We start from the raw sequence: 13,266 nt of genomic DNA on the forward strand, positions 1-13,266 counted from the left end.
CTCATCGGCCCAGGACAGTCGTTGCGTCAGGGCAGGTTGGTGTCCAGTAGGGTCAGCGCCAGGTTCATCACCGATAGGTCGATCTCCTCGAGGTGAGATCCGTCCCCTTCGAAGTGCTGCTGGAAACGCACAGTCGCGCCGTACTGCCCGGCCACAGCGTGCGCATCCGACGCCTGGGGCACCCGGATCACCACGGTGTAAACCCCGTCGCCGTGATTGGCGAGGAATTCCTGCACCGACGCGGCCACCGCAGCGGTTGATCCCGGGAGCGGACTGATCAACTCGATACCCCGGTGCCAATCGAGGTGCACCCGCAATCCCATTTCGGTCAATTCCAGGCTCTCGAAGGCGAACCCGAGTCGGGTGAACATCTCGGCCACGGTGGTGTGCCGCTGCGGTTCGACCGCGAATACGACGTGGTGAAGCTGTGGCGGTCCCTGCGGTGGCTGCGACCTCTCGTTCAATGCCGGCTACCTCCGGTGCGAAGTTGGTCGCAGCACTCCACGCGGAAGCAGCAGCGGTAGGTCGTTGTAGGTGGCGATGCCCGGTGGCGCTGAGACGACGGCAGGGATCGCCGTGATTGCGGGCATGGCAGTGATCGTGAGACCGAGACTGATGTAGTCATCCAACGTTTCACCCGCAAAGTCTGGCGGCGGGGCGAAACTCAGCGTCGTCTTGATCGTCGGGCTACCTTGCACCTCAACGGTGTAGCCCATGTCGAGATCCCAATCCGGTTTCAGTGTTTGGCCTTTGCGCCAGCGTCCGCGGATTTCGATCACTTCCCGGCCGTATAGAATTCCCTTCCACCGGACATCGATGCCGGCGACGCAATTTTTCGCGATTGTCCAGTCCCCTGGCAATTGCAGATCCACCGTGGTCCTGGCGTACTCTGCCTCGCAGCGGACCTCTTCCAGCTCTACGCCGAGAGCCTGGGCAATCAGTAAGACGCCGTCACCGAAAATGCCGGAGCCCTGCCGCGTTATCGCGGGGAGGTCCGGGTGGTCGATGGGATACCCGAAGCCCATGGGGATTTCGGTGGCCGGCGAGTTGTAGATCGTCGTATCGACGGACTCCATCACCGACACCTTGTCGACTCGATCGGAAAGCCCTGCTGACACGATGGCGAAAAGCTGGATGAAACCCGGGTTGATGCCGCTGCCGAAGATCGTCGAGCCGCCCCGATCGCATGCCTGCGCGATGCGATCGCGACCGTCCCCCAAGAAGTGGCCGGTGATGAATCCGGCAGTCGCCACCACGTTGACGCCTGCGGTGAGGATGCGTACCAGCTCGTCGACACTGGGGAACATCGGGTTGTAGACCACGCAGTCCGGCTTGAGTGCAAGTAACGCGCCGACGTCGTCGGTGGCCGTCACGCCCAGCGGCGCCATCCCGCACAACTCGCCTACGTCACGACCGACCTTCTGTTTCGACCATGCGTAACAGCCGACGAGTTCCAGGGTGGAATTGGTGACGATCGCGCGTACCGAACTCTTGCCGACGTTGCCGGTCGTCCACTGGATTACGCGCAGCGGTTTGCGCGTCAAGGGTGCGCGCCGTGTTGTTGCGCCGCCTGGCGGGCGAGCCGCTGGTCGTGGATTCTGACCAGCTCACGGAAGCCCAGTCGGTGATATTTGGGCGTCGGCTGAATCCCCCACACGTCTTGCGCCGTGGCTTTGCCGGCCGCACCCTCAGGGGGACCGAACATGGGATACGGGACTTGGCATTCCAACGTGTCATTGGAGTAGCGGACCTTCAATAGTTCGCTACAGATCTCGGTGAGGCTCAGGGTCGGGTAGCCGTAGTAGATCGCCATGAAGGGCAGCGTGAAGGCGCCTTCGATGACCAGCGCGACCAGGCACACCAGCACGGCGCGCTTGATCCACTTGTGCATGCGCGCGTAATACGCCGTCGTACCGGGCGGCAGCTCGTCGGCCGGCCCGTGTTCTGCTGTGGTCGATGCAGTGGTCACAGTTGTGCTCCTATGGCGTTCAGTCCGAGAAGATTTCGCGATTGACTGTGTGCAGATACGGGATAGCCAGGAAGGGCGTGATGTAGAAGATGTCGTAGAGCCACCAGCCGACGACCGGAAACACGACGCCGGCGTAGCGCACGTCGGCGTACATCGTCATGTTGAACACGTATGCGGTCCAGATGACCGTCCCCATCCAACAGGTGATGACCATCCACTGATGACCCCACCGCTTCATCTGCAGGAACCCGATCGCCGCGGCGACCCGCATGGAGAACACCGTGAGGATCAGCCCTGCCACATAAGCCTTCTCACCGGGACCGGCGGCGCCGCCGACCCACAGCTCGTTGTAATGCCAGAAGTAGCCGGCGTCGAACATGTTGCCCCAGCCGATCATCAACACCCGGTTGATCAGCGTGTGATTGGCGACCAGGTCTAGTGCCCAGCCCAGACTGTTGAGCATCCCGTCGACCAACACCAGATAACCGATCAGCGTCACGATCATGGGCCGCACCGACAGGCCGGCGCGCAGGGCCTGACGCTGTAACCACACACCGCGCATGAAAACCGGGAATCCGATGATCCCGGGCGCCCACATGCCCATCAAGGCGGCGCCAGTGATCATCCACTTGTCGGCGCGACGCTGGGCACCGCGGGATTCGTCGTGGTGCTCGTCGAGGCCGACCGAGCCGCCTTCGGAACGTCGGTGCAGCAACGGCACATTCACAGGTCCCACCAACCTCGGGCAAATGACATGTAGAGCTGCACCAGGAACATCGTCAGCAGGTAGCCGTAAATGAAGATCTGAAAGACGATGAGCGCTCGCTTGCGTTTGCGTTCCTGTTGGTCCATGTCTCGATCCCTTCCTACTGAGTGGCGAGCAGGCTCGCGGCCGCTACCTCACGAAGCCCGTCGTGGACCGCACCGTCGGATGTCAGGGGCGCAAGGATGCAGGCTTCGGCTGCCTCCATTTCGGATGCCCCCGCCGCGATCAGCTGCGCGGCTGTGACGAGCGCCCGTGTCGAGGGCGGCTCGAAGTGGAACACGTCATCGGCGGTGCGGATTGCGTTGGCGCACTGGACAAGGCGGGAAGCAACCGTTGCATCGACGCCTGCTTCGCTCACGACCACCTGAGCCTCCCGCTCGGGTGGCAAATACTGCATCGGTAGGGTGGCGAACCGCTGCCGGAACGAGGGCTTGAGCTCCTTGAGTGAGCTTCGATATGCCGGGTTGTAGGAACATACCAGCATGAACGAATCAGGCGCTGTGACAACCTCTCCCGCGCGATCCAGGTAGAGAACTCGCCGGTGGTCGGTCAACGAGTGCAGGATCGCCAGTGAGTCATGACGTGCCTCCACGACCTCGTCCAGATAGCAGATCGCCCCGGTTTTGACCGCTTTGGTCAGCGGACCGTCTGTCCATACCACGTCGCCGCCGGTCACCATGAACCGTCCGACCAGGTCCGAGCTGGTCAGGTCGTCATGACAGCTGATCGTGATGACGGGTCGTTCCAGAAGCAAACCAATGTGTTCGACGAGCCGAGTCTTGCCGCACCCTGTGGGCCCGGTGAGCATCACCGGAATGCGTCGGTGGTAGGCGTGCTCGAACAGCTGAACTTCGTTGCCGTTGGCGATGTAAAGGTCGGTCGTCATGCGGCAACCAGTTCCCGGTGCACGTGCGCGAGGACACGCGGAAGCTCCTCGACGCGTCGAATCCGTTGGGAGCGGCGCGGCCCGAAGACCTCGGGCAGCGGGTCGACCCGGGTCGGGCCTACACCGAGGTAGTACACCGAAACACCCGCCTCGTTGGCTTCTTCGACGGCGTGCGCTACGTCGGCCCACGCGTAACGGCCTTCGTAGCCCTCATCCGACATCAAGCCATCACCGATCACCAGGAGCAATCGGCGCTCTGATGGCTGCCGCAGCAGGCGGCTCGTCAGATGGCGCACCGGCGCACCCAGCCTCGTGTAGCCGCCCGTCGCCAGGCCCAGCTCGCCGGGGGCAACGAAGCGCCGGTCGTCGAAGTCCTTCAGACAGTGCACCTCGACGTGGTGGCGGGTGTTTCCGGTGAACGTGAAAATCCCGTGTCGTTCCCGTGCCTGTGTCATCGCGCGCGACAGCGCATCGGCGCAAGCCAATTCCAGGCGGAAGATCCGGCCACCGTGTACCCCCAGCGATGAACTGGCATCCAGCAGCAGCGCCGTCGTCACATCACGCCCGCTCGGTAGTAGTGCCCGGAAGACGCGCGGTTCTTTCGCCGCACCGGTCAACACGTCGAGGTGATGGCTGACGTAGGAGTCGACGTCCAGCTCGGAGCCGTCTTCGAGAGGACCGACCATGGCCCGATGGGTGTGCTCTTCGAACCATTTCTGCAACGGTGTTGAGCTGACTCGAGACTCGGGGCTGTGCCGCTGTCGCCGGTGTTCCACGACCGCCACATGGTCGGGCAGGAAGCTGTTGGTCCACTGGTTCCATTCTGGGTAGGGAACCCCTTGCCGACGGTTGGGGGTGAAGTCCGAATCGTTGTCTTCAGGTCTGCTCGGCGGCGGCAGGTTGGGATTGCGCACGCCACCGTCTCCGCCGACGGGCACGGAGTACGGCCGGGGGCGGCGCTGCTGTGTGCTGGTCCAGGGCATCCTGCCGAAACGGCGAATGGTGCTGATCAGTCCGCGAGGCACCGAAAATGCCGACGGCAGGCTACCCAGTAGCGGATGCGGTAGCAACGTTTCCGGTGTCCGGGCCAATTCGATTGCCCGGTCGAGCATTGACGTGGCATCCATGTCTGGGTCGGCGGTAGCCAAGTCGGGCAGTACCCGGTGCATCTCCGGCAACAGACCGGGCCACTCCCGGGTTACCCAGCCCAGGGCCACGCCGGCTTCGACGAGGGTCAGTGCGCAAAGCTCGCGAGGTGACAGTTCCGTCAAGCGGTATTGGGCAAGGCGGTCTTTGGACGGTGAGCACTGCAGCGCCACACCGCATGTCAGAGTGCGACGCGTCCAATAGTGCGGCGCGGGATACGGAACAAGCACGATCGAAAGGCTCGCACTCAAGCCAAAACCGCGCTGGAGACCCGTGATCAGACGCGCACCTTGCCGATGGCGACCACTCAACGCGACCGCCGTCAAGGCGCAGCTGCGTTCAAGCAGCAACGGCGACGTGTCTGACAGCTCAGCCAACGTGATTCCCCGGCGCCGTAGCGCGGCCTGCACGTCCCTCGTCTAGAACGTTCCGATGTTGGAGAACATCCAGTACCAGAAGGCGATGATGAGGCACGTACCGCCCCATGCGGCGACATACCGGCCAATCTCCCAGAGCCAGAGCATCACTGGACCTCCTTGTCTCGTACCTGTCGCAGCGTTGCGGTTGGGCTGTCGCTGCGGTCAGCAGGCGCTTGCGAGGCACCACCCGACGCTCTTGCCGCACGGAAGGCTCGACCATTGGTGACATGGTGTGCTCTTTTGTAACTTACCTACTGACTAAAGTCAATGAAGGCTGCGCCCGCCGGCTGCGTTCACCGGTAATTGTCCGTTGTCATACCCCTATACAGCGGAAGACGCGGTACCGTCCGGTGTGTAATCCGACCTTGGTCAATGAGTAGAGTCATCAACGTGACTGAACGTTTGTCGGGCCGGGTCGCCCTTGTTACGGGAGCAGCGCGCGGCCAGGGTCGCGCCCACGCCGTCCGGCTGGCAAGCGAAGGCGCTGACATCATCGCCGTCGATCTGGCCGGGCCGCTTCCGGATCGGGTCCCCTATGAACCCGCCACGCGCGACGACTTGGCCGAGACAGCGCGCCTCGTCCGGGCGCTAGGTCGTCGCACGGTGGCGGCGGTATCCGACATTCGCCATCTCGATGAGCTTGCCGCGGCGGTAGGCGCTGCCGTGGGCGAGCTCGGTCGATTGGATGTCATCGTCGCCAACGCCGGAATCTGTATCCCCGAACCGTGGCACACCATCAGCGAGAAGTCGTTTCGCGACGTCATCGATACCAATGTCGTGGGCACCTGGAACACGGTCATGGCCGGTGTGCCGCACATGATCGACGGCGGACGTGGCGGTTCGGTCATCTTGATCAGTTCCATGGCCGGCCTCAAAATGCAGCCTTACATGGTGCACTACACCGCAAGCAAGCACGCGGTGACGGGCATGGCCCGTGCTTTCGCCGCCGAGTTGGGACCCCACCACATTCGGGTCAACAGTGTGCACCCGGGGCCCGTACTGACCGAAATGGGTGGCGGAACCATGGTCAACGCGATGGCTGCGGCCATCGAGACCAACCCCACGCTCAATGGAATGGTCACCCCGTTCCTGCCGCAGTGGGTCGTCTATCCCGAAGACGTCGCGGAGGCCGTGTGCTGGCTGGCATGCGATGAGTCGCGGTTCATAACCGCCGCACTGCTTCCTGTTGACGGCGGCATGGCGCAATTCTGATCGCCTCAGTCGGAGAAGACTTCTCGGTTGACCGTGTGCAGGTAGGGAATGGCGAGAAAGGGGGTGATGTAGAAGATGTCGTAAAGCCACCAGCCGACGACCGGAAACACCACGCCCGCGAAGCGCACATCGGCGAACATCGTCATGTTGAACACGTAGCCGATCCAGATCACCACGCCCATCCAGCAGGTGATGACCATCCACTGGTGACCCCACCGCTTCATCTGCAGAAACCCGATCGCCGCGGCGATTCGCATGGTGAACACAGTCAGGATGAGCCCTATTTCCCAGCCCTTTTCGCCGGGTCCGGCGGCGCCGCCGATCCAAAGCTCGTTGTAGTGCCAGAAGTAGCCGGCGTCGAACATGGCGCCCCAACCGTTGAGCAACACCCGGGCGAGGATGGTGTGATTCGCGACCATATCCAGTGCCCAGCCCACGGTGTTGATCGCGGCGTCGATGATGACCAGATAGCCCAACAGGGTGACAAGCATCGGCCGGACCGACAGACCCTTGTGGTGAGCCCTGCGCAGCAACCAAACTCCGCGCAGGAACAACGGCAGGCCCAGGACGCCCAGTGCCGCCGTACCGATGAGCATGCTGCCGGCAATCAACCACCTGTCAGCACGGCGCTGAGCGAGTTGCGATTCCTCGATCTGCTCGTCGAACCCGGACTCGCTGCCAGTGTGGCGCTTCAACGTTGGCAAGTTCAAACTGCCCCCAATCGGCAACTTTTCGACCACGTCGGAAGTTGAATCACGGAACCGAGATCGGCTCCGTCGTGCTGACTATAGTCAGTGAAGCGATGCGTCGCTAGGTTGCTGCTGCTACCAATCCGGGTCAGTCACTTCCTGGCTACTTGCGACCCGAAGCCTCCATACCGCGCAGTGTCCTGGTCACATAGTCGTCGAGCATCGCGTCGCGGGTAGGCCATGCGTTGGTGGTGATCAGCAGGGCATACAGGCCCAGCAGAAAGAACACCGCACTGTTCATCGGATTGACCTGGGAATCGATGTCACCGCGCCGCTGACCGCGCTCGATCCCCTCGGCCACAGCCACAATCAGCGGATGATCCCGACCGTCTTCGGTTGGTGGTCGGGTCTGCGAAAAGTGCAGGGCCAAAAAGTCTTTGAAGAGCACGTCACCCAGGCGGCGCTCCAGCCCCAGCACCAGACGAACTGCTTCTTGAAGCGTTTCGGCGAGATCGGGTTGGGATTCCAGGAATCGGCTTATTTGCTTTGCGATGCGCTCCTCCTCGCGTCGCTCCAGCTCCAGCAGCACATGTTGCTTGGTCGGGAAATGGAAGAAAAACGTGCCGTGCGCAACCCCCGCCGCATTGACGATCGCGCCTACATCCGCCTCGGTGATACCCGATCGCTTGAATTCGGCAATAGCCGCACCCATCAACCGCTCCCGGGTCTGTAAGCGCTTGCTCTCACGCGTAGTCAGGTTCTCCGCCATAGTCAGGTCAGTTCCTTGTTCGTCATGAGCACAAATGCCAGGAGTGTGGCTTATTCGACTGTAGTGTGCGCCAAGCTGATCTTTCCTTCCGACGCGACGAGTGCGCCGGTCGCGTCGTGCCGAGATCATATCCGGCTGACTTGACTCAATTATTGGCGGTGCCAACCTTCAGGTGAGCGGCGCTTTGACACTGTACCGCCTGATAAACGAGGGCGTTGCGCAGGCCGCCCGCACCCATATATTGACGCGAGTCAGTAACAGACGTTAGATAAGACGTCGTGACGCAAGTCCCTTTCTGATTGGGGTGGCATGGCACTCGAACAGTTCCGGCTGGATGGCCAGGTCGCGATCGTCACCGGCGCGGGAAAAGGCGTCGGTCAGGGCATCGCGAGAGTGCTGGGAGAGGCCGGCGCAACGGTCGTCGGTACGGCCCGCACCGAATCCGACGTCGTGGGCACGATCGCCGACATAGAGAAAGCCGGGGGCAACGGCCTGGCCCTGGTCGCCGACGCGATGAGTCGTGCGGACAGCACCCGCGTAGTGGAGACCACGATGGAGCGCTTCGCCCGCATCGACATTCTGGTCAACAACGTCGGCGGATCAACGTATGCACGGTTTCTCGACATCACCGACGAAGATTTCCGACACACCTTCGACTGGTGCGTCACGTCGGCATTCATCATGGGCCAGTTGGTGGCGCCGCACATGCTCAGCGCCGGACACGGCTCGATCATCAACATATCGTCGGGGTCCGCCAGGTTCGGCATTCGCGCGCTCACCGCCTATTGCGTGGCCAAGGGCGGGTTGGAAGCGCTGACCCGCGCCATGGCACAGGAGTTGGCGCCGAAGATTCGCGTCAATGCGATTGCTCTCGGATCCTTCGCCACTGACGGCTTGCAAAGCAGCTTGGACTTGATGCCGGGATCGCTGGAGAAGATGAAGGAAGCCACTCCTTTGCATCGGCTCGGTGACGTCGAAGACCTCGGACGCCTCTGCGTATACCTGTCCACGCGCGACTGTTACGCGACCAACGCGACATTCCACGTCGACGGTGGCATCGACTCGAATAATTCACCACTGCCGATTCCCGACTACTGAGCCGGTGGACTAGCCATGCGTCGAGTCGTGCAGTTCTCCACCGGAAACGTTGGGCAGCACTCCCTGCGAGCAATCATCGGCCGGCCGGATCTGGAGTTGGTGGGTGTCCACGCGGCAAGCCGAGAGAAGATCGGTCGGGACGCCGCCGAACTGTGCGGACTGAGCACACCGACCGGCATCATCGCCACCGATGACATCGACACACTGATCGCGCTCGAGCCCGACTGCGTGGTCTACACCGCACAAGGCGAGACGCGCCCGGTGGAAACCATCGGGCAGATGTCGAGATTCCTTGCCGCCGGAATCAACATCGCCGCAACGTCGATGGTGTGGCTGGTGACCCCCCGGCAGGCAGAGGATTGGCTGCGGGTACCGCTGGAGCAAGCCTGTGCGGCAGGCAACGCCTCCCTCTACGTCAACGGGATCGATCCCGGATACTCCGGTGACACCGAAGTGCACTCCGCGCTGAGTCTGGTTACCCGCGCAACGTCGATCACCGTTCAAGAGATCTTCGACTACGGCAATTATGACGACTACGAATTCACCGGCAAGTCAATGGGTTTCGGCATGACACCGGACGCCGATACACCAATGCTCTTCTTGCCCGGCGTCATCACAACCATGTGGGGCGGCCCGATACGCAACCTGGCTGAGCAACTTGGCATCGAACTCGACGAAATTCGTCAACGCACCGAACCGTGGTACACCGACGAACGCATCGAGTGCAAGATGGCGACGGTAGAGCCCGGACAGATGGCCGCGGCACGGTTCGCCGTCGAAGGTGTGCGTGACGGTGCGCCGGTGATCACGATGGAACACATCAATCGGCTCACCGCCGCCGCCGCCCCAGACTGGGAGTATCCGCCGGACAACCAGCCCGGTGTGCATCGCGTCGTCGTGGAAGGTGACCCCCGCGTCGAGATCAACACGCACGTCTGCCACCCGGCGTTCGACGTGACCGAAGCGGGATGCATGTCCACCGCTGCGCGAGTGGTCAATGCCATCGATTGGATCTGCCGTGCGCCAGCAGGATTGCTCGCCGTGGAGGACATCCCGCAGGCAGCCGTCATCCGCGGATTGATGTGGTGAACCGCTACGCAGTGACGGTGTCGTCGAAGTACCGTAGGAGGACCCAATGACTGGCAATGCCGTAGCCGACAAGAAGTACCGCGTTATCCAGTGGGGCATCGGCAATGTCGGAACGATTGCCCTGCGTCATTTCGCCCACAATCCCGCCTACGAGGTGGTCGGCGTCCTTTGTAATCGTCCGGAGAAGGTGGGCAAGGATGCCGGTGAACTGGCCGGGGTTGCGCCGATCGGTGTCCTGGCCACCAACGACAAGGCGGCCATCGAGGCACTCGACGCCGATTGTGTGTTCTACGCACCACTTTGGTCTGACCCTGATGAGGTCTGTCGTCTGCTGCGCGGCGGCAAGAACGTCGTCGCGTCGGGTGGCGCCTGGTGGTATCGGACCGAACACAGCAGAGCCGACATCGACAAGATCGACGCCGCCTGCCATGAGGGCGGTACCTCGTTTCACGCCGGCGGTGTCAATCCCGGGTTCGCCGGTGACCTGCTGGTGCTGACCCTGGCGCGCATCGTCAGCCGGATCGACACCATCCAGATATACGAGGTGGTGAACTTCGGCAAGGACACCTTGAAGTATCTGCACGAGATGGGAATGGGAAGTGACCCAGAAGAATTCCTGGCCGGTCCGAACCTGCTCGGTAACGCCTGGCCCCTGTTCGCGCAGTCGATGGCCATGGTGGTCGACGGGCTGGGCAAGACTGTCGACAAGTACACCACGGACGTCGAGTTGGGCACAGCCATCCGTGACATTCCGTTCGAAGGCGGGCCCACCAGCGACATGCCCGGGTTCAAAGGTGTGATCAGCAAGGGCACCGTCGCCTCGCAGCATCACAAGTGGACGACGTGGGTGGACGGCAAACCTTTCATAACCTTCCACGAGATGTACACCATGGACTCTTACGATGCGATTGAGCCGCAACCGGATTGGGGCGGGCACTATCACTATCGGATCGTGATCGAGGGCGACGAACCCACCGAACTGATCTTGCAAGCGCCGCCCGATCCAGACGGCAATTACAAGAAGCCCGGCTACACCTGGACCGCTATGGGTCCCGCCAACGCCATTCCCGCCGTTTGCGACGCACCACCGGGTTTCCTCACTCACAAGGAGTTGGGGCTGGTCTCCCTGCGCGGCGTCGTACGCCAATAAGGTCGCGCTGCTGTGCCGGACAACACTCAATCCCCCGACGGAGGGGACAGCAGCCGCTCGGCGGCCGTATAGGGGTTCTCCTGGCCGTCTACCACCGCCTCGGCCAACCGATCCAGGTCGGTGCGGGCACGTAGCTGGGTGTGGGCCAGCGACAGGATCTGCGCCCGGGCGCGGGCGAGCCGGCGGGCGCGGTTGTCGGTGCGGTGATGCGCGTCTACGGCGGCGACCAACTCGGTCACACCCTCGCCGCGCGCGGCGATCAGGCTGACGATCGGAGCCGCGGTCTCGGCGCGCAAGTCCCGCACCGTCTGTTCGGCACCGTCGCGGTCGGCCTTGTTGACCGCAACGATGTCGGCGACTTCCAGCAACCCTGCCTTGGCGGCCTGCACGGCATCACCGGCACCGGGGTTCAGGATGACGATTGTCGGGTCTGCCACCGCGGCGATCTCGATTTCGGATTGTCCGACGCCGACGGTTTCCAGCAGGACCAAGTCGTATCCGATGGCGCCGAGAAGTCGGATTGCCGCCGGCACCGCAGCGGCGAGCCCGCCGAGATGTCCACGGCTGGCCACCGACCGGATCAACACGTCGGGGTCGTTGATGTGGGCGGTCATTCGGATGCGGTCACCGAGGATCGCGCCGCCGCTGAACGGCGACGAGGGATCCACCGCCAGCACCGCCACCCGGCATGCCCGCTCCCGGTAGGCGCCGACCAACGCGGCGACCGTCGTCGACTTGCCGGCACCCGGCGGTCCGGTGATCCCAAGCACGCGTGCCGCCATAACCCCATCGGCACCGATGACGGCCAGCACCTCGTCGCGGCGCTCGCCTTCGACCAGGCTGAGCAGCCGACCCGCTGCCCGCTGCGACCCGTTGCGCGCGCCGGCAATGAGGTCGGCGATGGTCATGTCACGGGGCCGGGACCTCGATGACCGTCGCGGAGCCCATGCCGCCACCCGCGCACATCGCGGCGACACCGACTCCTCCACCGCGGCGGCGCAGTTCATGCACCAGCGTCACCAGCATCCGGGCGCCGGTCGCCGCGACCGGGTGCCCCAGCGAGCAACCGCTGCCGCTGACATTGACCCGGTCGGGATCCAGCTCGAGCAATTTGATGGTGGCCACGCACATCGAGGCGAACGCCTCGTTGATCTCGAACAGGTCGACGTCGGTGATCGAAAGGCCCGCTCGCTTCAGGGCTTTCGGGATGGCATCGACGGGCGCCAAGCCGGTCAGCGCCGGGTCGACGCCCACGGATGCCCATGAACGCACGGTCGCCAATGCCGGCAGGCCCAGCCTGTCGCTGGCGATGGTCAGCACCGCTGCCCCGTCGTTGGCGCCACAGGCGTTGCCCGCGGTGATGGAAAAGCCTTCTATCTCCGGATGCAACGGCTTGAGCGCGGCCAGTTTCTCCATGCTGGTGTCGCGGCGTGGATGCTCGTCCACCGCGAACACACCGTGCGGCGTCTCAATGGGAACGATCTCTTCCTTGAAGCGGCCTTCGTCGATCGCGGCGATCGCATGTTGATGCGAACGCAGCGCCCATGCGTCCATTTCCTCCCGGCTGACACCGGCTTTGACCGCGGCGTTCCAGCCCACGGTGATGGACATGTCCATATTCGGGGCGTCGGGCCGGTCGGGGTGCGTCGGGGGGAACCAGTCGACCCACTCGCCGTCGACGTTCATCTTCGACCGCGGTGAGGTGGACGCCGAGTTCACCCCGCCGGCGATGACGAGTTCGTCCATCCCCGCCCGGATGCTGGCCGCCGCGCTCTGCACCGCCGCCTGTCCCGCCGCACAGTGCCGATTGTTGGCCAGCCCGGGTACCTGGTTCAGGCCTGCGGTGATAGCCGCGTGGCGGGCCACCACTCCGCCGCCGTACATGCCTTCGCCCAGGATCACATCGTCGACCGAATCGGCGTCGAGGTCTGTCGCGGCTTCACTCACCAGATGGTGCGCCAAATCAAATGCGCTGGTGTCGCGCAACGTCCCTTTCCGGGCGGTCCCGATGGGGGTGCGCAGGGCGGACACGATCACGGCTTCAGGCACGGGTATCTCCACTTCGGTGTGCGG

Annotated in this window: 15 protein-coding genes; 4 read left to right on the plus strand and 11 right to left on the minus strand. The window is 63.2% G+C overall.

Annotated elements, in window-relative coordinates:
• Positions 1 to 26 precede the first annotated feature (26 nt).
• The 7 genes from I2456_RS22835 to I2456_RS22860 all read right to left on the minus strand — a co-directional run bounded on the left by I2456_RS22835 (position 27) and on the right by I2456_RS22860 (position 5,144).
• Entirely contained in the window at positions 27 to 371 is a 345-nt protein-coding gene (locus I2456_RS22835) for a hypothetical protein (protein ID WP_241008025.1), read from the minus strand.
• 99 nt (positions 372 to 470) lie between these two features.
• Positions 471 to 1,544: an NAD(P)H-dependent amine dehydrogenase family protein gene (locus I2456_RS22840; RefSeq protein WP_241007793.1), complete on the minus strand. Its 1,074-nt coding sequence runs from the start codon at positions 1,542 to 1,544 to the stop codon at positions 471 to 473.
• Positions 1,541 to 1,969, minus strand: coding sequence for a hypothetical protein (locus I2456_RS22845; protein ID WP_085075381.1), 429 nt, complete (start codon positions 1,967 to 1,969; stop codon positions 1,541 to 1,543). Before I2456_RS22845 ends, I2456_RS22840 begins: the two co-directional genes overlap by 4 nt.
• 19 nt (positions 1,970 to 1,988) lie before the next feature.
• Positions 1,989 to 2,696: a hypothetical protein gene (locus tag I2456_RS22850; RefSeq protein WP_371869949.1), complete on the minus strand. Its 708-nt coding sequence runs from the start codon at positions 2,694 to 2,696 to the stop codon at positions 1,989 to 1,991.
• Positions 2,693 to 2,821 (minus strand): hypothetical protein, encoded by a 129-nt coding sequence (locus I2456_RS28950; protein WP_255322713.1) that lies wholly within the window; start codon positions 2,819 to 2,821, stop codon positions 2,693 to 2,695. Before I2456_RS28950 ends, I2456_RS22850 begins: the two co-directional genes overlap by 4 nt.
• A gap of 14 nt (positions 2,822 to 2,835) precedes the next feature.
• Positions 2,836 to 3,621, minus strand: coding sequence for a CbbQ/NirQ/NorQ/GpvN family protein (locus I2456_RS22855; protein WP_085075383.1), 786 nt, complete (start codon positions 3,619 to 3,621; stop codon positions 2,836 to 2,838).
• Positions 3,618 to 5,144: a nitric oxide reductase activation protein NorD gene (locus I2456_RS22860; RefSeq protein ID WP_085075411.1), complete on the minus strand. Its 1,527-nt coding sequence runs from the start codon at positions 5,142 to 5,144 to the stop codon at positions 3,618 to 3,620. Before I2456_RS22860 ends, I2456_RS22855 begins: the two co-directional genes overlap by 4 nt.
• A gap of 432 nt (positions 5,145 to 5,576) precedes the next feature.
• Between I2456_RS22860 and I2456_RS22865 the strand changes: the two genes are divergently transcribed.
• A complete protein-coding gene (locus I2456_RS22865) occupies positions 5,577 to 6,398 on the plus strand; it encodes a mycofactocin-coupled SDR family oxidoreductase (RefSeq protein WP_068158917.1) in 822 nt (273 codons plus the stop codon).
• Positions 6,399 to 6,403: 5 nt separating this feature from the next.
• On the opposite strand, the gene I2456_RS22870 is transcribed toward I2456_RS22865, so the two are convergent.
• A complete protein-coding gene (locus tag I2456_RS22870) occupies positions 6,404 to 6,994 on the minus strand; it encodes a hypothetical protein (protein WP_371869967.1) in 591 nt (196 codons plus the stop codon).
• Positions 6,995 to 7,250: 256 nt separating this feature from the next.
• The gene (locus I2456_RS22875; RefSeq protein WP_139823311.1) at positions 7,251 to 7,856 is read right to left on the minus strand and encodes a TetR/AcrR family transcriptional regulator; all 606 of its coding nucleotides are present in this window, start codon (positions 7,854 to 7,856) and stop codon (positions 7,251 to 7,253) included.
• A gap of 309 nt (positions 7,857 to 8,165) precedes the next feature.
• Here I2456_RS22875 and I2456_RS22880 point away from each other — a divergent pair, with 309 nt between their 5' ends.
• The 3 genes from I2456_RS22880 to I2456_RS22890 are packed head-to-tail and all read left to right on the plus strand — an operon-like array spanning position 8,166 to position 11,193.
• A complete protein-coding gene (locus I2456_RS22880) occupies positions 8,166 to 8,954 on the plus strand; it encodes an SDR family NAD(P)-dependent oxidoreductase (protein ID WP_085075384.1) in 789 nt (262 codons plus the stop codon).
• 15 nt (positions 8,955 to 8,969) lie between these two features.
• Positions 8,970 to 10,043, plus strand: coding sequence for an NAD(P)H-dependent amine dehydrogenase family protein (locus I2456_RS22885; RefSeq protein ID WP_085075385.1), 1,074 nt, complete (start codon positions 8,970 to 8,972; stop codon positions 10,041 to 10,043).
• Positions 10,044 to 10,089: 46 nt separating this feature from the next.
• Positions 10,090 to 11,193 (plus strand): NAD(P)H-dependent amine dehydrogenase family protein, encoded by a 1,104-nt coding sequence (locus I2456_RS22890; RefSeq protein ID WP_085075386.1) that lies wholly within the window; start codon positions 10,090 to 10,092, stop codon positions 11,191 to 11,193.
• A gap of 26 nt (positions 11,194 to 11,219) precedes the next feature.
• Here I2456_RS22890 and I2456_RS22895 read toward each other — a convergent pair whose 3' ends face one another.
• Both I2456_RS22895 and I2456_RS22900 read right to left on the minus strand, forming a co-directional pair.
• Positions 11,220 to 12,101: an ArgK/MeaB family GTPase gene (locus tag I2456_RS22895; RefSeq protein ID WP_085075387.1), complete on the minus strand. Its 882-nt coding sequence runs from the start codon at positions 12,099 to 12,101 to the stop codon at positions 11,220 to 11,222.
• A gap of 1 nt (position 12,102) precedes the next feature.
• Positions 12,103 to 13,242, minus strand: a complete 1,140-nt coding sequence (locus tag I2456_RS22900; RefSeq protein WP_085075414.1) for a thiolase family protein — start codon at positions 13,240 to 13,242, stop codon at positions 12,103 to 12,105.
• Positions 13,243 to 13,266 lie beyond the last annotated feature (24 nt).

It is taken from the genome of Mycobacterium kubicae, assembly GCF_015689175.1.
GTDB lineage: Bacteria > Actinomycetota > Actinomycetes > Mycobacteriales > Mycobacteriaceae > Mycobacterium > Mycobacterium kubicae.